22 protein-coding genes are annotated in these 23,193 nt (G+C 70.8%); 13 read left to right on the plus strand and 9 right to left on the minus strand.

The window, feature by feature from the left end:
* Positions 1-65 precede the first annotated feature (65 nt).
* The 6 genes from P1J78_RS02735 to P1J78_RS02760 all read left to right on the plus strand — a co-directional run bounded on the left by P1J78_RS02735 (position 66) and on the right by P1J78_RS02760 (position 5,662).
* Positions 66-1,247: a substrate-binding domain-containing protein gene (locus tag P1J78_RS02735; RefSeq protein WP_275565783.1), complete on the plus strand. Its 1,182-nt coding sequence runs from the start codon at positions 66-68 to the stop codon at positions 1,245-1,247.
* Positions 1,248-1,346: 99 nt separating this feature from the next.
* Positions 1,347-2,111 (plus strand): ABC transporter ATP-binding protein, encoded by a 765-nt coding sequence (locus tag P1J78_RS02740; protein ID WP_275565784.1) that lies wholly within the window; start codon positions 1,347-1,349, stop codon positions 2,109-2,111.
* A complete protein-coding gene (locus P1J78_RS02745) occupies positions 2,104-2,823 on the plus strand; it encodes an ABC transporter ATP-binding protein (RefSeq protein WP_275565785.1) in 720 nt (239 codons plus the stop codon). Before P1J78_RS02740 ends, P1J78_RS02745 begins: the two co-directional genes overlap by 8 nt.
* Before the next feature lies 1 nt (position 2,824).
* Complete coding sequence (locus P1J78_RS02750; RefSeq protein ID WP_275565786.1) at positions 2,825-3,856, plus strand: branched-chain amino acid ABC transporter permease; 1,032 nt, start codon at positions 2,825-2,827, stop codon at positions 3,854-3,856.
* Between the two features lies 1 nt (position 3,857).
* A complete protein-coding gene (locus tag P1J78_RS02755) occupies positions 3,858-4,910 on the plus strand; it encodes a branched-chain amino acid ABC transporter permease (protein WP_275565787.1) in 1,053 nt (350 codons plus the stop codon).
* A gap of 2 nt (positions 4,911-4,912) precedes the next feature.
* On the plus strand, positions 4,913-5,662 hold the full coding sequence (locus tag P1J78_RS02760; RefSeq protein ID WP_275565788.1) for an alpha/beta fold hydrolase: 750 nt from the start codon (positions 4,913-4,915) through the stop codon (positions 5,660-5,662).
* Between the two features lie 746 nt (positions 5,663-6,408).
* On the opposite strand, the gene P1J78_RS02765 is transcribed toward P1J78_RS02760, so the two are convergent.
* The 7 genes from P1J78_RS02765 to P1J78_RS02795 all read right to left on the minus strand — a co-directional run bounded on the left by P1J78_RS02765 (position 6,409) and on the right by P1J78_RS02795 (position 12,578).
* Positions 6,409-6,771 carry a hotdog family protein gene (locus P1J78_RS02765; protein WP_275565789.1) on the minus strand — a complete coding sequence of 121 codons (363 nt, stop codon included), beginning with the start codon at positions 6,769-6,771 and terminating at the stop codon, positions 6,409-6,411.
* A complete protein-coding gene (locus P1J78_RS02770; RefSeq protein WP_275565790.1) occupies positions 6,771-7,124 on the minus strand; it encodes a MaoC/PaaZ C-terminal domain-containing protein in 354 nt (117 codons plus the stop codon). Before P1J78_RS02770 ends, P1J78_RS02765 begins: the two co-directional genes overlap by 1 nt.
* Entirely contained in the window at positions 7,117-8,598 is a 1,482-nt protein-coding gene (locus tag P1J78_RS02775; RefSeq protein ID WP_275565791.1) for a class I adenylate-forming enzyme family protein, read from the minus strand. The genes P1J78_RS02770 and P1J78_RS02775 overlap by 8 nt, the downstream gene beginning before the upstream one ends.
* The gene (locus P1J78_RS02780) at positions 8,591-9,367 is read right to left on the minus strand and encodes an enoyl-CoA hydratase/isomerase family protein (RefSeq protein WP_275565792.1); all 777 of its coding nucleotides are present in this window, start codon (positions 9,365-9,367) and stop codon (positions 8,591-8,593) included. The genes P1J78_RS02775 and P1J78_RS02780 overlap by 8 nt, the downstream gene beginning before the upstream one ends.
* A complete protein-coding gene (locus tag P1J78_RS02785; protein WP_275565793.1) occupies positions 9,364-9,924 on the minus strand; it encodes a TetR/AcrR family transcriptional regulator in 561 nt (186 codons plus the stop codon). Before P1J78_RS02785 ends, P1J78_RS02780 begins: the two co-directional genes overlap by 4 nt.
* A 166-nt stretch (positions 9,925-10,090) precedes the next feature.
* Complete coding sequence (locus P1J78_RS02790) at positions 10,091-11,026, minus strand: phosphoadenosine phosphosulfate reductase (protein ID WP_275565794.1); 936 nt, start codon at positions 11,024-11,026, stop codon at positions 10,091-10,093.
* A gap of 43 nt (positions 11,027-11,069) precedes the next feature.
* A complete protein-coding gene (locus P1J78_RS02795) occupies positions 11,070-12,578 on the minus strand; it encodes a hypothetical protein (RefSeq protein ID WP_275565795.1) in 1,509 nt (502 codons plus the stop codon).
* A 157-nt stretch (positions 12,579-12,735) separates the two neighbouring features.
* On the opposite strand from P1J78_RS02795, the gene P1J78_RS02800 reads away from it, so the two are divergent.
* The 3 genes from P1J78_RS02800 (at position 12,736) to P1J78_RS02810 (ending at position 17,034) form a co-directional block, all read left to right on the plus strand.
* Complete coding sequence (locus P1J78_RS02800; RefSeq protein WP_275565796.1) at positions 12,736-13,767, plus strand: glycosyltransferase family 2 protein; 1,032 nt, start codon at positions 12,736-12,738, stop codon at positions 13,765-13,767.
* Positions 13,757-16,039, plus strand: coding sequence for a glycosyltransferase family 2 protein (locus P1J78_RS02805; protein WP_275565797.1), 2,283 nt, complete (start codon positions 13,757-13,759; stop codon positions 16,037-16,039). Before P1J78_RS02800 ends, P1J78_RS02805 begins: the two co-directional genes overlap by 11 nt.
* 98 nt (positions 16,040-16,137) lie before the next feature.
* Positions 16,138-17,034 carry a hypothetical protein gene (locus P1J78_RS02810; RefSeq protein WP_275565798.1) on the plus strand — a complete coding sequence of 299 codons (897 nt, stop codon included), beginning with the start codon at positions 16,138-16,140 and terminating at the stop codon, positions 17,032-17,034.
* Between the two features lie 60 nt (positions 17,035-17,094).
* Here P1J78_RS02810 and P1J78_RS02815 read toward each other — a convergent pair whose 3' ends face one another.
* On the minus strand, positions 17,095-18,315 hold the full coding sequence (locus P1J78_RS02815) for an acyl-CoA dehydrogenase (protein WP_275565799.1): 1,221 nt from the start codon (positions 18,313-18,315) through the stop codon (positions 17,095-17,097).
* 196 nt (positions 18,316-18,511) lie between these two features.
* Here P1J78_RS02815 and P1J78_RS02820 point away from each other — a divergent pair, with 196 nt between their 5' ends.
* From P1J78_RS02820 to P1J78_RS02830, 3 genes are all read left to right on the plus strand, one after another.
* Positions 18,512-19,111 (plus strand): uracil-DNA glycosylase family protein, encoded by a 600-nt coding sequence (locus P1J78_RS02820; protein WP_275565800.1) that lies wholly within the window; start codon positions 18,512-18,514, stop codon positions 19,109-19,111.
* Positions 19,108-19,899, plus strand: a complete 792-nt coding sequence (locus P1J78_RS02825; RefSeq protein ID WP_275565801.1) for an SseB family protein — start codon at positions 19,108-19,110, stop codon at positions 19,897-19,899. Before P1J78_RS02820 ends, P1J78_RS02825 begins: the two co-directional genes overlap by 4 nt.
* Before the next feature lie 414 nt (positions 19,900-20,313).
* Entirely contained in the window at positions 20,314-21,477 is a 1,164-nt protein-coding gene (locus tag P1J78_RS02830; protein ID WP_275565802.1) for a GNAT family N-acetyltransferase, read from the plus strand.
* A 28-nt stretch (positions 21,478-21,505) separates the two neighbouring features.
* Here the strand turns inward: P1J78_RS02830 and P1J78_RS02835 are convergent, their stop codons facing one another.
* Positions 21,506-21,958: a cupin domain-containing protein gene (locus tag P1J78_RS02835; protein WP_275565803.1), complete on the minus strand. Its 453-nt coding sequence runs from the start codon at positions 21,956-21,958 to the stop codon at positions 21,506-21,508.
* Positions 21,959-22,063: 105 nt separating this feature from the next.
* Here P1J78_RS02835 and P1J78_RS02840 point away from each other — a divergent pair, with 105 nt between their 5' ends.
* A complete protein-coding gene (locus tag P1J78_RS02840) occupies positions 22,064-22,774 on the plus strand; it encodes a winged helix-turn-helix transcriptional regulator (RefSeq protein ID WP_275565804.1) in 711 nt (236 codons plus the stop codon).
* Positions 22,775-23,193 lie beyond the last annotated feature (419 nt).

Below are 23,193 nucleotides of genomic sequence, written 5' to 3' on the forward strand. Positions count from 1 at the left end.
ACATGAATAATGATTCATGTTTCACATATTGCGACCGTATCGGGAATACAGGGAGGACCCCCGAGATGAAGCCAATCTGGAAAGGGCTTGCGTCGGCCGCGGTGATCGCATGTGCCGGGGCGGCCCAGGCCGAGATCCGCATCGCCCATGTCTACGGCAAGACCGGCGCGCTCGAAGCTTATGCCGAGCAGTCCCATGTCGGGCTGATGCTGGGGCTGGAATACGCCACCGACGGCACCATGGAGATCGACGGCGAGCCGATCGACGTGCTGGAATTCGACACCCAGCTCGACCCCGCCCAGGGCCGCGCCGCGCTGGCCGAGGCCTATGGCGACGCCGACGCGCATATCGCGGTGGGGCCGGTCAGCTCGGGCGTGGCGCTGGCGATGCTGCCGGTGGCGCAGGAATACGAGCGCATCCTGATCGTCGAGCCGGCGGTGGCCGATTCGATCACCGGCGAGAACTGGAACCGCTATATCTTCCGCACCGGGCGCAACTCCAGCCAGGACGCCATCGCCAACGCCGTGGCGCTGGGCGGCGAGAACGTCGCCGTGGCGACGCTGGCGCAGGACTATGCCTTCGGCCGCGACGGCGTGGCCGCGTTCCGCGAGGCGCTGGAGGAGACCGGCGCGCGGATCGAGCACGAGGAATACGTGCCGACCGACACCACCGACTTCACCGCGGCGGCCGAGCGCATCTTCAACGCGATGGAGGATGTGGACGCCGAGCGGAAGTTCCTGTTCATCATCTGGGCCGGCGGCGGCAACCCGATGTCGGCGATCAACGCCATGGACCCGGGCCGCTTCGGCGTGGAGATCGCCACCGGCGGCAACATCCTCGCCGCGCTGACCGCCTACAAGGAACTGCCCGGGCTGGAGGGCGCGACCTATTACTACTACGAGATCCCGGACAACCCGGTGAACGACTGGCTGGTCGAGACCCATATGGACCGCTACGGCACGCCGCCGGACTTCTTTACCGCGGGCGGCATGGCGGCCGGTATCGCCGTGGTCGAGGCGATCCGCAAGGCGGGGGGCGCCGAGGACACCGAGGCGCTGATCGAAGCGATGGAAGGCATGGAGTGGGAGACCCCCAAGGGCCTGATGCGCTTCCGCCCCGAGGATCACCAGGCGCTGCAGTCGATGTACCACTTCCGCACCGAGGTCGAGGAAGACGTGCCCTACGGCATCCCGGTGCTGGTCCGCGAGCTGGGCATCGACGACATGGACATTCCGATCCGGAACTGACCGTCCGCCCCCGCCCGGTGCAGGGCGGGGGCCCCCGAATACCCCCGGAAACCCCTTGGCGTGCATGGCGGGCGTGGCCCGCCCCCACGGAGGCCCCCCGTGTCCCAGACGCTTCTCGAAACCGATGGCCTGACCGTGCGCTTCGGCGGCCATGTCGCCGTCGACGCCGTGAGCTGCGCCTTCCGTGCCGGCGAACTGACCGCCATCGTCGGGCCGAACGGGGCCGGCAAGACGACCTATTTCAACCTGATCTCCGGCCAGATCGCCGCCAGCGCCGGCCGCGTGCGGCTGATGGGCGAGGACGTCACCCGCCTGTCGGTCGCCGAGCGCTGCCGCCGCGGGCTGGGCCGGGCGTTCCAGCTGACCAACCTGTTCCCCGACCTCAGCGTCCTGGAGAATGTCCGCCTGGTGATCCAGGCGCGCCACCGCAAGGGCTTCAACCTGCTCTCGATGGCCTCGGGCCATGCCGAGATCACCACCGCCGCCATGGCCGTGCTGGAGCGGGTGCGGCTGTCCGACCGGCGCGATCACAAGGTCTCCGAGCTCAGCCATGGCAACCAGCGCAAGCTGGAGGTCGCGATGCTGATCGCGCTCGACCCGATGGTCTACATGTTCGACGAGCCCACCGCGGGGATGAGCGTCGACGAGGCGCCCGTCGTCCTCGACCTGATCGCCGAGCTGAAACACGACAGCGACCGCACGATCCTGCTGGTCGAGCACAAGATGGACGTGATCCGCACGCTCGCCGACCGGATCATCGTGCTGCACAACGGCGCGCTGGCCGCCGACGGGGCGCCGGCCGAGGTGATGGCCTCGGACGTGGTGCAGGAGGCCTATATGGGAAAGGCGCTGGAAGATGTCTGACGTTCTGCGGATCGAGGGGCTTTTCACCGACATCGCCCAGTATCACATCCTGGAGGGCGTCGACCTGGCCGTGCCGCGCGGGCAGGTGACGATGCTTCTGGGCCGCAACGGCGTCGGCAAGACCACGACGCTGAAGACCGTCATGGGCCACTGGGCCGCCAAGGCCGGCAGCATCCGCTATGACGGCCAGGACATCACCGCCTGGCCGACGCCGGCGCGGGCGCGGGCGGGGATCGGTTTCGTGCCCGAGGACATGGGCATCTTCACCGACCTGACCGTCGAGGAGAACATGGTGCTGGCCGCCGCCTCCGGCCCGCCCGACGCGGCGCGGCTGGAGCGCGTCTTTGCCGCCTTTCCGCCGCTGAAGACCTTCTGGAAATCCGAGGCCGGCACGCTTTCGGGGGGGCAGAAGCAGATGCTGTCCATCGCCCGCGCCATGGCGGAGGAGCGGGTGCTGTACCTGATCGACGAGCCGACCAAGGGGCTGGCGCCCGCCATCGTGTCGACCATGGCCGGCGCGCTGCGCGAACTGAAGGGGCAGGGGGCCTCGATCCTGCTGGTCGAGCAAAACTTCGCCGTGGCGAAGGCGCTGGGCGACCATGCGGCGGTGATGGATGACGGCCGCATCGTCTGGACCGGCGCGATGGCCGAGCTGGCGGCGGATGCCGGGCTGCAGGAGCGCCTGATGGGCCTGAGCATGGAGGCAGAGTGACATGAGCGCAGCCCCCGACCACGCCCCGACGATGACGCGGGCCTCCTTCGCCCACCGGCTGGGGCAGGCCGCGCCCTATCTCCTGGTGCCGGTGCTGATCGTGCTGGGGTTCCTGTCGATCGGCTCGTCCTCGTCCTGGCTGACGCTCACCGTCTCGGGGCTGGCCATGGGGATGATGATCTTCGTCATGGCCTCGGGGCTGACGCTGGTCTTCGGGCTGATGGACGTGATCAATTTCGGCCATGGCGCCTTCGTGTCGCTCGGCGCCTTCGTCGGGATCTCGGTGCTTCTGGCGCTGACCGGCTGGACGACGGCGCCGTCGCTGTTTCTGAACCTCGCCGCCGTGCTGCTGGCCATCGCCGCGGCCATGGTCCTGACCGGGCTGGTCGGCTGGGGCTTCGAGCGGGTGATCGTGCGGCCGGTCTACGGCGCGCATCTGAAACAGATCCTGGTGACGGTGGGCGGGCTGATCGTGGTGGAACAGCTGATCCACGTGATCTGGGGGCCGGACGAGATTTTCCTCAACCGTCCCGAGACGCTAAAGGGCGCCGTGACCTTCGCCGGCGCGGCGCTGGAGAAGTACCGCATCCTCGCCGTCGTGCTGGGGCTGGCGATCTTCGTCGCGATGCGGCTGGTGCTGCGCCGCACCAAGATCGGGCTGATCGTGCGCGCCGGCGTGCAGAACGGCCAGATGGTCGAGAGCCTGGGCTACCGCCTGCGGCTCGTCTTCATCGGCGTCTTCGTGGCCGGCTCGGCGCTGGCGGGCCTGGGCGGCGTCATGTGGGGCCTTTACCAGGAGGTCATCACCGCCGGCATGGGCGAGCGGATGATGATCCTGGTGTTCATCGTGGTGATCATCGGCGGGCTCGGCTCGGTCGAGGGGGCGTTCATCGGCGCTTTGCTGGTGGGGCTTTTGCAGAACTACATCGCGTTCCTCGCGCCGAAACTGGCGCTCGTCTCGAATATCGGCCTGATGGCCGCCATCCTGATGTGGCGGCCGCAGGGGATGATGCCCGTCGTGAAGGCGAAGTGACATGCTCGTGAACCTGATCTCCGGCGACACGCCGCGCTCGGCCGTCCTGACCGTGCTTCTGCTGATCGTGCTGGTCTGCCTCGCCGGTGCGCCGTTCCTGTTTCCCGGCGTGCGGTCGCTGGAGACGGCGGCGACGATCTGCATCTTCATCCTGCTGGTGGCCTCCTACGACCTGCTGCTGGGCTATACCGGCATCGTCAGCTTTGCCCACACGATGTTCTTCGGGCTGGGCGCCTATGGCGTGGCGCTGGCCTCGATCCATATCGGCCGCGGCTGGGGCGCGCTGATCGTGGGCAGCTTGTCGGGCGCCGTTGCCGCCGCCGCGCTGGCGCTGATCATCGGGCTGTTCTCGCTGCGGGTGCGGGCGATCTTCTTCGCGATGATCACCCTGGCCGTCGCCTCGGCCGTGGCGGTGCTGGTCAGCCAGCTGTTCAACATCACCGGCGGCGAGGACGGGCTGACCTACCTGATCCCGCGCGAGCTGACGCCCGCCTTCCGCATGGGCGAGCTGTTCGGCGTGCGGGTCAACGGGCGGGTGCTGAACTACTACCTGATCTTCGTGGCCTGCCTGGCGCTGTTCCTGCTGCTTCTGCGCATCGTGAACTCGCCGTTCGGCCGGGTGCTGCAGGCGATCCGCGAGAACGACTTTCGCGCCGAGGCGATCGGCTACCGCGTGGTCTGGTACCGCACGGCCGCCACCTGCCTGTCGGCGGCCATCGCGGCGCTGGCGGGGGCGCTCTATGCGATCTGGCTGCGCTATGTCGGCCCCGACACGACGCTGTCCTTCGAGATCATGCTGGACATCCTTCTGATGGTGGTCATCGGCGGCATGGGCACGATGTACGGCGCGGTGCTGGGCGCGGTGATCTTCGTGCTGGCGCAGAACTACCTGCAGAACCTGATGGGAGTCGCCGCCGAGGCGACCGAGGCGCTGCCGATCCTGCCGCTGTTCCTCGACCCCAACCGCTGGCTGCTGTGGCTGGGGCTTCTGTTCATCCTCAGCGTCTATTTCTTTCCCACGGGGATCGTCGGACGGCTCCGGTCCGGTCGCTAGGCGTGGACCGGCCGGTCATCCTGCTGCATGGCTGGACCATGCGCGGCGCGGTGTTCGACGCGCTGCGCGTGGCGCTGCCGGCGGGCCTGCGGGGGCTGGCGCCGGACCTGCCGGGGCACGGCGCGGCGCCGCCGGCCTGGCCGATGCTGGACGTCGCGGCCGAGCAGGTGCAGGCGCTGGTCGCGGCGCATCCCGGGGCGCTGCTGGTCGGCTGGTCGATGGGAGCGGCGGTGGCGTGGCGGATGGTCGAGCGGCATGGCTGCGGCGGGCTCTCGGGCCTGGTCACCGTCGACATGTCGCCGCGGCTGGCGAACGGCGCGGGCTGGCGCCACGGCCTGCTGGGCCAGAGCGCCGCGGACGTGGCGCGCACGACGGAGCGGATCGAGACCGACTGGCCCGGCACCGCCGGGGCGGTGGCGGCGACGATGTTCGCGGATCGCGCGGGGCCTGCGCATTTCCCGCGGGAGCGGGCGCTGCGGCAGATCCTGTCGAACGATCCGGCCGTCATGCGCCGCTGCTGGGCCGAGCTGGCCGGAATGGACCTGCGCGCTGCGGCTGGGCAGGTGGCCGTGCCCTATCTCGTCGCCCGTGGGGGGCGGAGCCGGGTTTATCCGGCCTCCGCCGCCGACTGGCTCGCGGCGCAGGCGCCGGAGGCCAGGGTCCACGGCTTCGCGGCGTCGGGCCATTCGCCGCCGTTGGAGGAGCCCAGGGAGATGGCCCGGGTATTGGGGGCGTTCGCGGAAGGGCTGTGATTGGAACGGTGTCCGGCGCGGGACAAGGCCGAAGGCCGCCGCGCGCGTCGTCGGGAGTGCGGGGTGTGGGGCACGAGGATGACCCCTTCGAACGGTGCCTGGCGCGGAACAAGGCCCCAGGCCGCCGCGCGAGCGCCGACGCGCCCCGGTGCGGCGGCGCTGTGGTAACCGTTATCGCAGAGCTCGGAGGTCGTCCGGACTTGGCAGCCATAAAGCGCGCCGTTCGAAGGTCGGTGCGCCCCCGCGCGCGTCGGCCCTCGCGCGGCTCCTCACGTTGCTTGGGAATGGCCAGTAGTGTCGGTCCACTGGACGTTCGGCATATGCGTTGACACCTTCGAACGGTGCTCAGCGCGGAACAAGGCGAAGCCGCCGCGCAAGCGCCGCCTCTCGGCGATTGCTCTGCAATCGCCTGTCGGCAGGGCATTTCGCAAACGAAATGCCCGAGAGACCCGCCCCAACGCGGCGGCGCTGTGGTCGACGTTATCGCAGAGCTCCGAGGTCGCCCGGACCTGGCAGCCATAAAGTGCGCCGCTCGACGTTCGGTGCGCCCCCGCGCGTGCCGGCCCTTGCGCGGCTCCTCACGCTGTTCGAACGTCTTCGGTCGTGGCGCCCAGCGCCTCCGGGGCTCCGCCCGTCCGCACCGGAAAACGTCCACTGGACGTTTTCTTCTTCGGTGCGAACCCACGCGCGTCGGCCCTTGCGCGGCTTCTCACGTTGCTCGAGCGGCCCGGCGCTCCCGCAACGCCTCACCCCGCCGCCACCACATCCTTCGCCTTCACCAGCGAACGACCCTCGCAGACCACCGTCCCGTCCGCCAGCGCGCAGGTCGCGCGCAGATCCACCAGGTGCTTCTCCGGCCTGACCCGCGTCACCTCCACCCGCGCCGTCAGCCGCGCCCCGAGGGGCGCCGACCCAAGAAACCGCAGCTCCTGCTTGAGATAGTTCGTCCCCGGCCCGGGCAGCTCCACCCCCAGAAGATAGGAGAACAGCGCCGCGATCAGAGGCTCGGGCACGGTCTCGCCCGGCCCGGCGCCGGACAGCGCGGCGAAGGCGTCGAGATCCGCCGCCGTGTAGGTCCGCGCGATCTCGGCCGCCGCCCCGACCCGCATCAGGCCACCTCTGCCGCGCCGACGAAGAGCTCGGCGCCGTCCGCGGCGCGACGGGCCGTCATCTCGATCCGCCCCGGCCAGTCGCCCGCGACCCGCAGCGTCACCGGCTCGCCCGCGAAACAGGGCGCCGGGAACATCATCTCCTGCCGGAGCTGGCGCGTTTCCGGCCGCGCAGCCATCACCAGGCCCCAGAGTTTCGCGTAGATCAGCATGCCGTGGCTGACCGTCCGGCCAAAGGCCGTGCGGGCCGAGAAGTCCGGGTCCACATGGATCGGGTTGTCGTCGCCGGAGACGGCGGCGAAGGCGTCGAACTCGGCCTGGGTCGGGGTCCACGCCGCGGTGATCTCAGGCATCGTCCAGCATCTCCTTCAGATCCGGCTTGCGCACCTTGCCCGCCGCCGTGCGCGGCAAGTCCTCGACCACGCGGAACCGGGCCGGCACCTTGTAGGCCGCCAGCCGCGCGCGGCACCAGGCGCGCAGGGCGTCGGTGTCGAGCGCCTCGCCCGGCCGCGCGATCAGGAAGGCGGCGCCGGTCTCGCCCCATCGCGCGTCGGGCACGCCGACGACCGCCGCCTCAAGCACCGCCGGATGCGCGTGCAGCACCCGTTCGACCTCCGCCGGATAGACATTCTCGCCGCCGGAGATGAACATGTCCTTGATGCGGTCGACGACATAGAGATACCCGTCCGCGTCGCGCCGGCCGACATCGCCGGTCTTCAGCCAGCCGTCCTCGGTGAAGACGGCCCGCGTGGCGGCGTCGTTGCGGTAATAGCCGGGGGTGACGTTGGGCCCGCGAAACTGGATCTCGCCGGTCCCCGCGGCGCCCGGGGCCACGCCGGCCAGGCGGATCTCGTTCATCATCTGCGGCTTGCCGACCGAGCCGATCTTGGCCTCGGCGGCGGCGGGGTCCATCAGCGTGCCCATCGGCCCCGTCTCGGTCATGCCATAGCCGTTCAGCACGCGCGCCCCGCGCGCGGCGAAGAACCGGATCAGCGGGTCGGGCAGCGGCGCGCCGCCGCAGCCGCAGCGGATGCCGGCCCAGTCCACGTCGTCCACCAGATCGGACAGGCTGAACGCCTGATAGATGGCGGGGACGCCGAAGAACTGGGTGACGGCCCCGTCGCGGCAGAGCTGCAGCAGCGCCTCGGCCTCGAATTTCGGCAGCACGGTGGAGCTTCCGCCCGCGAGGAACAGCGGCAGCGTGTAGAGGTTGATCCCCGCCGTGTGGAACAGCGGCAGGAAGTTCACCGAGCGGTCCGCGGCGGTCATCGAGACCGACTGCATGACGCTGACGGCGTTGGCCCAGGCCATGCGGGCGGTCTGGATCACCGCCTTCGGCCGGCCCGTCGTGCCGGAGGTGAACAGCAGATACCAGGGCCGGTCCGCCGGCACCGTCTGGGGCTCGGAGCGTGGCGGCAGGCTCTGCCAGTCGTCCAGGTCCCCCTCGAAGGCGTAGCGTGCCAGCCCGGCGGCCTCGGCGATCTCGGCGGCCAGGTCGGCGAAGGCGGCATCGTGCAGGATCGCCCGGGCGCCGACCGGGGCCAGCGTGTCCAGAAGCTCCGGCGCCGGCTGGCGCCAGTTCAATGGGCACAGGACGATCCCGGTCTTCTGGCAGGCGAAGAGGGCCAGGAAGAACGCGACGGCGTTGTGGCACAGGATCGCCAGCCGGTCGCCCTCCTGCAATCCGGCCTGCGTGAGCCCCGCCGCGATCCCGCCGGCCGCGCGGTCGACCGCGGCGAAGCTCCAGTCGCGGCCGTCCCGGAAGGCGAGCGCCTCTGGCGTCAGTTCCGCCCGCTTGGCGGCCATGTCGGGGACGGCGTCAAACATGCGAGGTCTCCTTGCCGGCGGCGAGGAAGGCGTCCATCCCGGCGCGCGTGTCGCCCCGGTCGATGCGGTCGAGGAAGGCGTCGGTCTCGCGGTGGAGCCGCTCGCGCAGTGCGCTTCGCCGGGCCGCGTCCCAGATCAGGGCCTTGGCGGCGAGTTGCGCGCCCGTCCGGCCGTCGGCCAGAAGCCGCCGCGCGGCCGCCTCCGGTTCGGCGTCGCAGGTATCGGCGAGGCCGGCCTCCACGAGCGCCGGGCCGGTCAGGCGGCGGTCGCAGAGCAGCCAGCGCGCCGCGCGCCCCGCGCCGATGCGGTCGGGCAAAAGCGCCGTCCAGCCGCCGTCGGGGGCGAAGCCGACCCTGGCGTAGTAGGGCTGGACGAAGCAGCCGGGATGAACCGCCGCGACATCGGCCGCGAACAGCAGCCCCGCCGCGCCGCCGGTGACCGCGCCGCGCGCCGCGACGGCGACGAGGCAGGGCAGCGCGACGAGACGCAGGACGATCTCCTGCAGCTGCGGCACCAGCCGGGCGGCGAAGGCACGCGCCTCGCCGCGCGCCGCCGCGTCGCGGAAGGCGGCCACGTCGCCCCCGGTGGAGAAGTTGCGCCCGCCGGAGATCAGGAGCGCCGCCGCCCCGGCCGCCTCGGCCCGGTCGAGCGCGTCGGACAGATCCTGCAACAGCTGCGGCGTCAGCGCGTTCGCGCGCGGCGCGGTCAGCGTGAGACCGGACAGCGCGGTGCCGTCCGGCAGCGTGTCGAAGGCCACGGCGACGCTCACGGTTTCGGCCCCAGCCCGTCGCGGATCAGGGCGAAGGCGCTGTCGACCACGTGGTCGAGATCGGGCTTTTCCTCCCACAGCACGAAGCGGTCGCCGAGCGTCTTGGCGACGCCCATCAGCGCCCAGGCCCGCACCTCCTGATCGCCATGGGCGATCTCGCCCGCCTCCGCGGCGGCGCGAAGCCGGGTCGCATAGGCCCGGGCGAAGGTGGTGAAATAGCCGCGATAGGCCTCGGGGTCGACAAAGCGCGCCTCCTCGACGATGCGGTAGAGCGCCGGGCGCGCGGCGACGAACTGCAGAAACGCGCGCAGGCCGTTCTTTTCGGCGGCCAGCCGGTCCGGCGCCCCGTCGATCGCCTGGGTGACCGCCGCGCGGGTCGCGTGGCCCATTTCGAGGACGAGCTCGTGAAACACCGCCTCCTTGGTCGGGAAGTAGATGTAGAAGGTGCCCAGCGCGGTGCCGGCCTCGCGGGTGATGTCGGCGATGGAAGCGGCCGAGAAGCCCTTCTCGCCGATCACCTTTTCCGCCGCCTTCAGAAGCGCTTCCCGTCGCGCCACGCCGCGCCTGGTCCGTGGGGCCGTGCCGTTCGCCATGATTCATGAATACTGATTCATGTTTCAATTTTCAAGGCGCAATGCCCCGGGCCCTGGGCCGCGGCGGCGTCCCCCGGCGCGCAAGAGTTTTTTTGAAAACTCTTGGCAAAATTCTTCGAAGAATTTTGCGCTATGCCTCCGGGAGCCACGCGGGCAGGGCGCCCGCGTCTTTCAGCCGGGCCCGCGCCGCGTTCAGCCGCCGGCGGAAGGCCGGCGCGTTCATCCGCGACAGCACGTGGGCGCAGTAGAGCGCGGTCAGGTAGGGCCGGTCCAGATCGTCCAGGTCGAACAGCAGATTGCGCAGGAACCGGCTGTGCTCCCGCCGCCGGCGCATCAGCGCATAGAACCCCGCCCGCGTCAGCCGCCCCTCGGCGGCCTCCTCGATCAGCCGGTGCAGCACGTCCATCTCGCGCAGCGAGCGCGCGATATGGTGGCGGAAATGCCGGCAGCGCAGATGCGCGACATTGTCGCCGCGGAACAGGCTGGCATGCACGGCGTCGAGCGTCTCGCACGGGTCGTAGACCACGTGCATCCGCGCCGCGCCCTCGGCCATGTCGGGCGCATAGCCGTAGCGGTCGCGGAAATCCAGCATCCGCGAGGCGGGGAACCGGCCGTCCCATTCGGCCACCTCCGGATCCAGCGTGGCCTGCGGCGAGATCGCGACGACGGTGGCCCCCGGCGCCACCACCGAGAAGGCCGCCGCCGCATAGCCGCCCATCCCGGCGCCGTAGAAGGTGACCGCGTCGAACTCCTCGAAGAAGGCGTCGTCCACCATGTCGTCGAGGACGGCATAGACCGCCGCGCTGCGGAACCAGGTGTCGCCCGACGCCGCGAAATGCAGCACCGACCAGTTCTTGTCCTCGGCGAAGTCCAGCCCCAGCGGCAGCCCGTGCTCGGCGATCTCCAGCGTGTCCTGGATCCGCTCGAAGGTCACCAGAAGCTTCGGCCCGCGCGCGATGTAGCTGACCGAATGGTCGTCATCCAGCAGGTGCTGGAACCCGTCGGCCCCGGTCTCGGCCCTCAGCGCGTCCAGCACCTCCTGGGCGCTTGCGGCGGGTCTGGTCATCGTCGCGGTGTCTCGCATGCGTTTCGTCCTGTCGTCCTCGGCCTCAGCGCTTGTGTACCACCAGCAGTTGATCCCGCCGGCCCTTTACGAAATGCGCCGGAAACACGAAGCATCCCGATATGTCGGCCCGCATGTCGTTGAACGCGGCCCGGGTCTCTGCGTCCGGATGGTCGAAGATCCCGCTTTCGACATAGCTCTGAAAAAGCGCCGCAGTTTTGACCGAACCCGGACCTTCCAGCGACGCGGGCTGATGGCGCAGGTCCTCCATCACGTAAAGCCCGCCGGCCGCCAGCCGCGGGAACAGCGCGCGGAAGCCGTTCTGCTGGTGGTGGCTGGCATGGGTCGCGTCGTCGATCACCAGGTCGGGGGCGCCGTCGACGGCGGCGGCGATGGCCGCCGGGTCCTCGAAGTCGCACGGGGTATAGCCCAGACGCGGGTCGTGCACCGGCGCGGCCGGCGCGCGGTCGAGCGCGGTGAAGGCGGCTTTCGGGAAGTAGTCGAGCCACATCTTTACCGTCGCCTCGGCCGTCGGCGCCGAAAGCTCCGGCCGCTCCACCCCGATCCCGCCGTCGAGGCCCAGGAGCACCACCTTCAGCCTGCGCTGCCGCAGCGGGTGAAACAGCATCTGGTAAAGCTCGGTGTAGCGGTGCTTGGCGCTGCCCCGGTCCGACCCCGCCGCGTCGGCCAGGTCGGTCAGGTTGACGACGCCGCGCCCGCGCCGGTCCTCGGCGGTCAGCCGCTCGGGCGGTTTCGGCGGGGCGGGCAGGGGCGCGTCCGACGGCACGATCCCGTGTTTCTTCAGCAGCCGGCCCAGAAGCGAGTCGGGATCCGGCTCGGCCCCCGCTTCCTGGGTCAGCCGGCCGCGGATGCGCCGGCCGTAGAGGTGGATCGACAGCGTCTCGGGCGTCAGGAACCGCTCCACGTCCGCGCCCGGCCGCACCAGCAGCTGCCGGTCCCGGAACCCGATCGGGTACAGCACCGCGCGGGGCAGCGCGAAGCGCACGTCGCCGGTCTTCTGCAGAAACCAGGTCAGCGCCCGCGGCCCCCAGGCGCCCCATTGCTGGTCGCCCACGCCCACCGGCGTGCCGGCCTCCTTCGCCGCGCGCAGCTGGGCCTGCTCGTCCTCGGGCAGCCATTCGGGGATCGCGTATTCGTCCGAGGTGAAGGCCACCAGCTCGGCCAGCGTGTCGCTGTCGCGGGGCAGGCCCAGCACGCCGTTGTTCACGTGATGCTCGGATTCCCAGCCGTAGAAATGCCCGTTGTCGGTGGTGAACGGCTTCACGCAATAGGCGTCGGTATCCGCCCAGATCAGGTCGTCCGACTGCGCCAGCATGTGATAGCGGAACCGGTCGGCCTGCGGCGCCGGGCTGCCGGTGCGGCTGTGGCGGATCACCCGGTCGTCCGCCAGCACCGCGTTGGCATCCGCCACCTCGACACCGTCGGGGATGTTCTGCACCGCGCCATAGGTGAACAGCTTCACGTGCTGGCCGGCGTCCAGGAAGGATTTCAGGCAGAGCTGCTCGACATAGCTCAGCGCGCCGCCGATCCACAACGCACCGATCTGATATTCGCGGGGCAGGACCGTTCCTCCTTATGATCGGCGCAATTTATGTGTAATACCGCCGATAATCGAGCAATGGATCGCAAATGCGCATCAAAAAGGCAATCTTGATGGCAGGTAAGGGCGGAAATGCGCCCGGAGGCGCGCGGTGAGGGTTCTGCTGGTCTCGGCGCTTCGCGACGAGGGGCCGCATCTTCTGGAATGGGTCGCGCATCACCGCGCGCTCGGGGTGACCGATTTCCTGCTTTTCTCCAACGACTGCTCCGACGGGACCGACGCGATGCTGGATGCGCTGGCCCGGGTCGGCGTGGTCCACCGGCGCAATCCGCCGCCGCAGGGCAAGTCGCTGCAATGGAACGCGCTGAAGGAGGCCTGGGGCCATCCGCTGCGGAAACAGGCCGACTGGATCCTCTGCATCGACAGCGACGAGTTCGTGAACCTGCGCCCGCCTTTGAAGACGCTGCCCGACCTGATCGGCGAGATCGAGGGCGCCGACGCCATCGTGATGCCCTGGCGGCTGTTCGGCCATAACGGCCAGCGGCGGCTGGTCGACGCCCCGACCACGCGGCTGTTCACCCGCGCCGCGCCGGAGGCGTGCGACTACCCCGTCGGCGCGCGCCAGGTGAAGACGCTGTTCCGCCGCAAGGGGCCTTTCGCGCAGATCGGCGTGCACCGCCCGCGGATGAAGAAGGGGCAGGCGGATCAGGCCTACTGGGTCGACGGCTCGGGCGTGTACCTGCCGGATGCGTTTTCACAGAACGAACAACGCATCGCGCTATATGGCCATCCCGAGGCGTCGAGGCTTGTACAATTGAACCATTACTCGCTGCGCTCCGCCGAAAGCTTCATGCTCAAGCGGCGCCGGGGCCTGCCCAACCGCAAGGGCAAGCCGGTCGATCTGATGTACTGGGTGGAGCGGAATTTCAACACGGTGGAGGACACGTCCATCGCGCATCTGGAGCCGGGCACGCAGGCCGTGCTGGCCGAGCTGGCGGCGATCCCCGGCCTGGCCGATCTGCACGCCCGCGCCCATGCCGCGCATCACGCGGCCTTCGAGGAGATGTTGCGCGAGGAGGCGGAGCTGAAGCTCTATGGCCGGCTCTTGCTGGCGGCCGACAGCACGCCGCTGCCGCAGGACGAGATCGCCGAGCTGATCCGGAGGTTCCAGCGTGCCGGATGACCTGCCCGTCTTTCTGCGGCGCCGGCTGACTTCCGGCGCCCACGGCGCGCTGCGCGTGATCGAGGCGCTGCGCTGGCCGTCGCCGTTCGGCAGCGCGGTGCGGATCTGGTTCGCCCAGGGCGCGCGGCCGGAGATGGTGAAACCGGGGGCGGCGGCGGGCGAGATGCACCTGAAGAAGGCCCTCGTGGTCGGGGCAAACCTGATCGTCACCGGCGAGGCGCCGGCGGGCGACGGGCCGCTGCGCGCCGCCTTTGCCGCCGGGGCGGCCGATCTCGACACCGCCGCGCCGGAAACCGGGCTGTTCGACGGCATGGCCGTGCTGCTGGCGCAGCGTCACCGCGAGCCGGCGGAGACCGTGGCGCGGTGGCTGGGCTATCATGTCGACAGCCAGGGCGCCGACGCCGCGCTGATCCTCGACCGGGCGCCGGACGACGCCGGTTTCGCCGACGCGCTGGAGCGGCTGACCGCCGCGATGCCGGGGCTTAAGCGGCTGGTCGTGGTCTCTTGCGCCCTGCCGCTCGGCGGGGCGAAGCAGCCCGCGCTGGGCGACCCGCGCACCGCGCCGCGCCGCTGGGGCGAGCCGGCCGCGCCCGACCCCTGGCGCGCGCCGCTGGGCGAACCGCTGGTCTATGACGCGCTGAAATGGCGCTTTCTCGCCCGCGCCCGCGCGGTCGCCGCCCTCGACCCCTGCGACCTGGCCGTGGCCGCGCCGGGGGCCGCGACGGTCTTCGACCGCGTGGCCGCGACGGAAAGGGGCGTCCTGGCGCTGGCCGGAGAGCCGGTCTATCCCTGGCGCCTGCGCAAGGGGCAGCGGCCGGCGCACGGCGACCATGTCTGCCGCCTGGCGCCGCCGGGCGACGGACCGGCGCGCTGGGCCGCCGATCCGAAGCGGCTGGGGCCGGACGCCCTGTGGCTCGCCGGCGGCATCGCGGGGCAGCGGCCCGAGCGCGCCGATCCGGCCCGGTTCGACCGCTGCATGTCCGTCCTGTTCCCCGACAACAAGGTGCAGGAGCTGGTCGACAAGGACCGCCTCGCCGCCGACCCCCGGCTGATCGCCCGCGCCGAGGACCTGTTCGGCGCCAAGCCCGTGCGCCCGCCCGCGGCGCAGGCCGCCCCCGCCCCGGCCGCGGACCCGCTGCCCCCCGCGCCGTCCGAGCGTACCGTCATCGTCACCTGCATGAAGAACGAGGGGCCGTTCCTGCTGGAATGGCTGGCCTATCACCGGATGATCGGGGTCGACGACATCCTCGTCTACAGCAACGACTGCGACGACGGGACCGACACCTTGCTGGACCTCCTGCAAGCGCGCGGGCTGGTCCAGCACCGCGAAAACCCGTTCCGCGCCACCGGCGACAAGCCCCAGCGCGCCGCCCTTGCCGCGGCGGCCGACGAGCCGGTGGTGCAGCAGGCCGGCTGGATCGTCCCGATGGACGTGGACGAGTTCATCAACATCCACGCGGGCGAGGGCCGGCTCGCGGACCTCTACGCCGCCGCCGGCGCGGCGAACGCGATCTCGATGACCTGGCGGCTGTTCGGCAATGCCGACATCGCGCAATACCAAGACAGCCCCGTCACCGAGCAGTTCACCCGCTGCGCGCCGCGGCTGATCCGCCGGCCGCACCAGGCCTGGGCCTTCAAGACGCTGGTCCGCAACCAGGGCCTGTTCCGCCGCCTCGCCGTCCACCGCCCCAAGGGGCTGAACGCCGCGCGGGCGCATCAGGTCCGCTGGGTCAACGGCTCCGGCCGGCCGATGCCCGCGCGGTTCCTGCGCTCCGGCTGGCGCTCCACCGCCGATTGCTGGGGCTACGACCTAGTGACGCTGAACCACTACGCCGTACGCTCGGCCGAGAGCTACCTGGTCAAGCGCCGCCGCGGCCGCGTCAACCACGTCGCCCACGACCAGCACGAGGGCTACTGGTTCCGCATGAACAACAACGCCGAGGAGGACCGCTCGATCCAGCGCCACCTGCCGGCGCTGCGGGCCGAGATCGACCGGCTGATGGCCGACCCCGAGATCGCGGCGGCGCATCGCCACAGCGTCGCCCGCCACCGCGCCACGATCGCCGAGCTGAAGACGCAGGACGACTATCGCCGGCTCTACGACGCGATCACCTCCGACCGGATGCGGCGGCTGTCGCGGATGCACGCGCGCTTCGGCATGAACGTGTTCCTGCGCGGCCCCCGGGTGATCCCCGACCGGGTGCTGGCCGACGATCTGCCGGCGTCGTTCGTGTTCAACGTGGCGCCGCCCCGGGGCCGTGCGGCCGACTGACAGGGGCGCGCACGGGCGGGATCGGTTGCGCCCCCGGGCGGGATGAGCCTAAATGCAGCCCGGCAAAGGAGAAACGGCATGACAGGGGGAGGGCAGCGATGAAGTTCGGCAGTCCGGCGGTGACCTTCGTCTATCATCTCGGCGTCCACTGCACCGACGACGACCTGCTGGTGCGCTCGCTCCTGCAGGACGGCGTCGCGCTGCAGGACCGCAACGTCATCGTCCCGCGCCCGCGCACCTACCGCAAGATGGTGCGCGAGCACATGCACCAGTACCGCGGCGAGCCGATGCCCGAGGCCGAGCAGGAGGCGCTCTACGAGGCGATCCTCAAGGGCTATCCGGCCGAGCGCGTGATCCTGGGCGACCAAGACTACCTGTGCCTGCCGCAGGGCGTGTTCGACAAGGGGCAGCTCTATTCCAAGGCCGGGATGCGGACGATGTGGCTGCGCTATCTGTTTCCCGAGAACCCCTGCGAGTTCTTCATCGCCATCCGCAACCCCGCCACCTACTTGCCCGCCGCGCTGGCGCAGAAGAGCATGCCGGGCTACGACGGTTTCGTGGGCGACGCCGACCCGCACGAGATGCGCTGGTCCGGCGTGATCGAGCGCATCCAGAACAACAACCCCGGCTGCCCGATCACCGTCTGGTGCAACGAGGACACGCCGCTGATCTGGCCGGAGATCCTGCGCGAGATCACCGATACCGAGCTGTCGGCCCCGTTCAAGGGCGACCACGACATTCTGAAGTCGATCCTGAAGGACGAGGGCTTCCGGAAGATGGAAGCCTATCTGGAAAGCCACCCGCCGGCCCACGAGATGCAGCGCCGCCGCATCATCGCCGCCTTCGCCGAGAAGTTCGCGCGCGACGACGCGCTGGAGGAGGAAATCGACCTGCCGGGCTGGACGCCCGAGCTGGTGGACGAGGTGACGGCGATCTACGAGGAAGACGTCGCCCTGATCGAGCGGATGGCGGGGGTGACCTTCATCTCGGCGTGAGCGCCGCGCGGAGCGGGCCGGTGCGGGGGATGGTCCCGGGGTCGCCCCCTGGGGGCGCCCTCAGAAGAACGCCTGCAGCCCGGTTTGCGCCCGCCCGAGGATCAGCGCGTGGATGTCGTGGGTGCCCTCGTAGGTGTTCACCGTCTCCAGGTTCACCATGTGCCGCATCACCTGGTACTCTTCCTGGATGCCGTTGCCGCCATGCATGTCGCGGGCCATCCGGGCGATGTCCAGCGCCTTGCCGCAGTTGTTGCGCTTCACGAGCGACACCATCTCCGGCGCCCCGCGCCCCTCGTCCATCAGCCGCCCGACGCGCAGCGCGCCCTGCAGGCCCAGCGCGATCTCGGTCTGCATGTCGGCCAGCTTCTTCTGGAACAGCTGGGTCTGCGCGATCGGCCGGTCGAACTGCTTGCGGTCCAGCCCGTAGGCCCGCGCCGCGTGCCAGCAGAACTCGGCACAGCCCATCGCCCCCCAGGCGATGCCGTAGCGCGCCCGGTTCAGGCAGCCGAACGGGCCCTTCAGCCCTTCGACATTCGGCAGGAGCGCGTCCTCGGAGACGGCCACGTCCTTCATCACGATCTCGCCGGTGACCGAGGTGCGCAGGCTGAGCTTGCCGCCCACCTTGGGCGCCGACAGCCCGTCCATGCCCTTGTCCAGCACGAAGCCGCGGATCTTGCCGCCATGCGCCTCCGACTTGGCCCAGACCACGAAGACATCCGCGATCGGCGCGTTCGAGATCCACATCTTCGAGCCGTTCAGCACATAGCCGTCGGCGGTCTTCTTCGCGACGGTCTTCATGCCGCCGGGGTCGCTGCCGGCATCCGGCTCGGTCAGGCCGAAACAGCCGATCAGCTGGCCGCTGGCGAGGCCGGGCAGGTATTTCTGCCGTTGCGCGTCGGTGCCGTAGGCATGGATCGGGTACATCACCAGGCTCGACTGCACCGACATCATCGAGCGATAGCCAGAATCCACCCGGTCCAGCTCGCGCGCGATCAGCCCGTAGGTGACATAGCCCGCGCCCAGCCCGCCATAGGCCTCCGGGATCGTCGAGCCCAGCAGGCCGGCCTCGCCCATCAGCGGAAACAGCTCGGGCGCCACGGTCTCCTCGCGGAAGGCGTCGATCGCGCGCGGCTGCAGTTCCGACTGGGCGAAGGCATGGGCCGCGTCGCGCAGCATCCGCTCGTCCTCGGTCAGCTGGTCCTCCAGAAGGAACGGATCCTCCCAGGCGAAGGGGCCCATGTTGGGGGCGTCCTTGGCCGACAGCTTGGTCTCGACGTTCATGGCTCTCTCCCTTGCGCGCGTCCGGCGGTCGCCCGTTTGATAGAGCAGGCGGCGCCCCGGGGCAATCGCGCCGCCGCCGCCGCGGCGCGCAGGGCCCGCCCGTGCCCCGCGTATGGGGATGTTTCCGACCCGCCCGCGGCCTGCCGGCCCGCCCGACCGGTTGCAATCGCGGGGGGCGCGGCCCTAGCTAGGGGCGATGCCGCATCCGCTCGACCGCCTCCGCGCCGACATCCGCGCCTGCACGCTCTGTGCCGACCGCTTCGCCGCCACGGCGACCGGGCACGAACCGCGCCCGGTCGCCTGGTTCGAGCCGGGCGCGCGCATCCTGGTGGCCGGGCAGGCACCGGGGGCGCGGGTGCATGAATCGGGCGTGCCGTTCGACGACCCCTCGGGCGACCGGCTGCGCGACTGGATGGGGGTGGACCGCGACATCTTCTACGACCGGAGCCGGGTCGCGGTGATCCCGATGGCCTTCTGCTTTCCGGGCTACGACGCCAAGGGCTCCGACCTGCCGCCGCCGAAGATCTGCGCGCAGACCTGGCACGCCCCGCTGATGGCGGCGCTGGGCGAGGTGCGGCTGACCCTGCTGGTCGGCGGCTACGCCCACAAGTGGCATCTGGGCACGAAGGCCGGCGTGACCGAGACGGTGGCGGGCTGGCGCGACCACGCGCCCCGGGTCTTCCCCTTGCCGCACCCGTCCTGGCGGAATACGGCCTGGCTGAGAAAGAACCCGTGGTTCGAGGCGGAGCTCTTGCCGGTGCTCCGCGACCGGGTGGCAGAGGTGCTTGAGCGATGACCGACGAAACCCCGATCGACCGCGCCCACGCCGCGATGACGGCCGCACCCGGGGACGACGCGGCGCGGCTGCGCTTCTACGAGCGGGTGGCCGAGGCGGAACTGGTGCTGCTGCTGGCCGAGGAGGCGCAGGGCGAGCGGGTCGAACCCGCGCTGTTCGACGTCGAGGGCGGCCGGGTCGTGCTGGCCTTCGACCGCGAGGACCGGCTGACCGGCTTCGTCGGGGACGCCGCGCCCTACGCGGCGCTGTCGGGCCGGGCGCTGACGGGAATGCTGGCGGCCGAGGGGATGGGCTTCGGGCTGAACCTGGAGGTGGCGCCCTCGTCGATCCTGATTCCGGCCGACGCGGTGGCGTGGCTGGCCGAGACGCTGGGCCGGCGCCCGGCGGAGGTGGCCGAGCGGCCCGAGGATATCGCCGCGCCCGACGGCGTGCCCGAGGCGCTCCTGGAGGGGCTCGACCGCAAGCTGGGGCTGGCGGCCGGGCTGGCGCCGATGGCCTACCTGGCCTCGGTCCGCTATCGCGGCGGCGGGCGCGGCCACCTGCTGGCCTTCGTCGACGCGGCCGACGGGGCGGAGCCGGCGCTGGCGCAGGCGGTGGGCGAGGCGCTGACCTTCTCGGGGCTGGAGGCCGGGGCGCTCGACGTGGGCTTCTTCGCGGCCTCCGACCCGGCAGCGGCGGCGCTGGCACGGCACGGGCTGAAGATCGAGCTGCCGGAGCCGGAAGCGGCGCAGGTGCTGGCGCCGGGGGCGCCGGGGATGGACCCGGAGACACCGCCGAAGCTGCGGTAGCGGCTGAGAGGGCCGGGGCGCAGGTGCCGGCCGGTGGCGACGGTCGGCGGCGCCGGATTGCGTATTTGGAACGAGAAGAAGCAGGGGGGGTGCGCGCTGAGGACCGGCGGGCGCCTTGGTGGCGGTCGGATGCGGCGGACTGCGTATTTGGAACGAGAAGAAGCAGGGGTGTGCGCTGCGGGGAGGGGATCGCGGCCGGGCAGGGCGGCCGGCGCCTCGGGGGTCGTGGCGCGGAATTGGGCGGTGCGGGGCCCGGCACTCGACAATCTCGCGCGTGTGGCGGAATTGTCGACGAAACGGGAACGGTGGCAGTCTATGCTTGCCAAGTCACAATCCCGTGTGGCTCTGTGACCCTCGTGTTTTTTCGTGTGACCCGCGTCGCCGGCGGTCCGGTGCCGGGCAGGTGAATATGTGATGGACCGACCCGACACCCGTATCCTGCCGTTCAGCGAGGTTCCCGCCGCGGCCTGGGACGCCGTGGCGCCGACCGCCGGGCGCTGCCCGATGGTGCTGCGCGACTGGACCCTGTGCACCGCCGAGGCGGCGCCGCCGGGCAGCGAGGTGAAGGTCGTGGTCGCCGGGCCGCCCTCCGACCCCGAGGCGCTGCTGCCGCTCCTGGTCGAGCCGGGGCCGCTGCGCCGTCACCGCTTCATCGGCAACGACGACGGCGGCGTGGCGATCCCCGCGCGGCGCCCCGAGGCGCTGGCCGCCGTGGCCGAGACCGTCGCCGGCCTGCGCGCGCCCCTGAGCCTGGGCTACTACCCGGCGGCCTCGCCGGCGGTCGACCTGCTGCGGCACGCCTGCCGGGGGCGGGCGATCGCGCTGGCGCGGCCGCAGGACCGGCCCACCGCCCCCTACCTGGCGCTCGACGACAGCTGGCAGGCGCCCGAACGCCACCTGAAGAAGAAGACGGCGCAGTCGATCCGCCGCCGCGAGCGCCGCCTGCGCGAGCTGGGCGCGCTGCGGGTGGACTTCCTAGAACCCTCCGAGGCGGAGGTCGACGCGCTGATCCTGGAGGCGGCGGATGTCGAGGCGCGCGGCTGGAAGCGCGCGGCCGGCACCGCGCTGGTCGACGACGCGCGGCAGCTGACCTTCCTGCGCCGCTACGGCCGGCGGCAGGCGCGGGCCGGGCGGCTGCACCTGACCTTCCTGTCGCTCGACGACCGCCCGCTGGCGATGAGCATCGGCGAGGTCGTCGACGGCGTCTACTGGGCGCACAAGACCGGCTACGACGCGGGCTACGGCCGGTACGGCCCCGGCATCCTGCTGCAGTACCACCTGATCCGGCACCTGGCCGGGCGCGGCGTGACGCGGCTGGAGTTCTGCGGCCAGCTGGACGACTTCAAGCGGACATGGACCGAGACCGGCGTGGCGACGGTGACGCTGCGGGTCTATCCGCTGAACCTGCTCGGTGTCGCGGCGATGGCGACCGATGCCTGGGCCGAGGCGCGGCACAGGCTGGCCCGGCGCGCCGGCCGCGCCCGCCGGCGGTCGCGGCCGGGCGGCCGGCGCCGCCAGACGCATAGCGAAGAGCCGCCGGCCGACGAGGTGGCCGAGGCCGGCCTGCCGCTCGGCTAGGCGCGGCCCGGGCCGGGCCGGGCAGGCGTCAGTCCGGCGCGTCCGCCATCGCGTCGATCGGGGCGACGAAGGCGATGAACAGGGTGCAGGGACCGTCGGACAGGCAGTCCGCGCTGTGCGGCTTGCGCGCCGGGCCGTAGCCGTAGGTGCCGGGCGCCAGCGTCACCGGATCCTGCCCGTCATAGGTCACCGACATCTCGCCCTCGACCAGCACCATCCGTTCCGGCGAAGTGTGCCAGTGCCGCGGGATCTCGGCCCCGCCGGGCACGCGGTAGAAGATGTCGGCATTGGGCTCGGCCGGATTTCCGTGCAGCACGGCGATGCCGCAGCCCTCGGGCATGAAGCCGGGGCAGGGCCCCCAGTCCAGCGCGTCGGAGTCCACGGTGCGCGCGACGGCCATCTCCTGCGCCGGGGCCGGCCCGGCGGCGAGCGCGGCAAGGCCCAGGGCGGTGGCGAGCGGGATGCGGATGGACGGTGTCATGTCTCCTCCTTCGGGTTGCAATACCGCCGGCCTGGCATCGCGGGGGCCGGGCCATCCAGTCCACGGACTGTACCGCCGGCGCCGGCCCTGATAGGGTGACAGGCGATGGCCGACAGCCGGTATCGCCAGTTCTGCCCCGTCGCGATGGCCGCCGAGGTGCTCGACACGCGCTGGACGCTCGTGCTGCTGCGCGAGCTTCTGGGCGGCTCGACGCGGTTCAACGAGCTGCGGCGCGGGCTGCCGAAGATGTCGCCGACCCTGCTGTCGCGGCGGCTGCGCGAGCTGGAGGAGGCGGGAATCGTCCGGCGCGAGCCGGTGCCGGGCACGACGGCCCACGACTACCTCCTGACCGACGCGGGCCGCGACCTGGCGCCGGTGATCGAGGCGCTGGGCATGTGGGGCCAGAAATGGGTCGATGCCGAGCCCAGCCTGAAGAACGTCGATCCCGGCCTTCTGATGTGGGACATGCGCCGCAACCTGAACCCCGAGCCGCTGCCGGACCGGCGCACCGTGGTCTCCTTCGTCTATTCCGACCAGCCCGCCGAGCGGGCGCATTGGTGGCTGATCGTGGAGCCGGGGCAGGAGGTCGACCTGTGCTCGGTCGATCCCGGCTACGACGTGGACCTGTATGTCGCCACCGACCTGCGCTGCATGACGGCGATCTGGATGGGCCTGACCACCGTGCGGCGCGAGCGGGACCGCGGGCGGCTGGAGCTGACCGGCGACCGCGGCATCGCCGAGGCGGTGCCGGAATGGCTGGGCGGCAGCCCCTTCGCGGTACAGAAGAAGCACGACGGCGCCTCGGTCGCGCCGTAGGGCGCGGGGGCGTAGATGGAGTGTCGGGATACAATTGTATGCTGCGGACGCGCGGAAGCCGGGGGACGGCACGCAGCTTCCGATTGAGAGGTTCGCAGGCTCTTACTTGGGCAATCACATTGAACTCGTGGTAGCCACTTCGCCAAGTGCGCTGAATCGTGTGCGGCCCTTGATGGCTTGCAGATTGGCTCATCAGTACATATTGTTATGTAATAAGGGACAGACCGGCACGCCTGCACGCGAAAAATCCGGCACGCCTGGACGCGAAAAGCAAAGTGACGGGGCACCATGAAAAATGACCGTCATAGAAATCGTTGCACTTGTCGCAAGCATCATGACTATCGTCATGTTCGTCGATAACTATTTCTAGTTAAACTGGAAACCAAGGACTACGTGATAAGGCGGGCAGAACTGTCCCG

Source organism: Psychromarinibacter sediminicola (assembly GCF_029168335.1).
Classification (GTDB): Bacteria; Pseudomonadota; Alphaproteobacteria; order Rhodobacterales; family Rhodobacteraceae; genus Psychromarinibacter; species Psychromarinibacter sediminicola.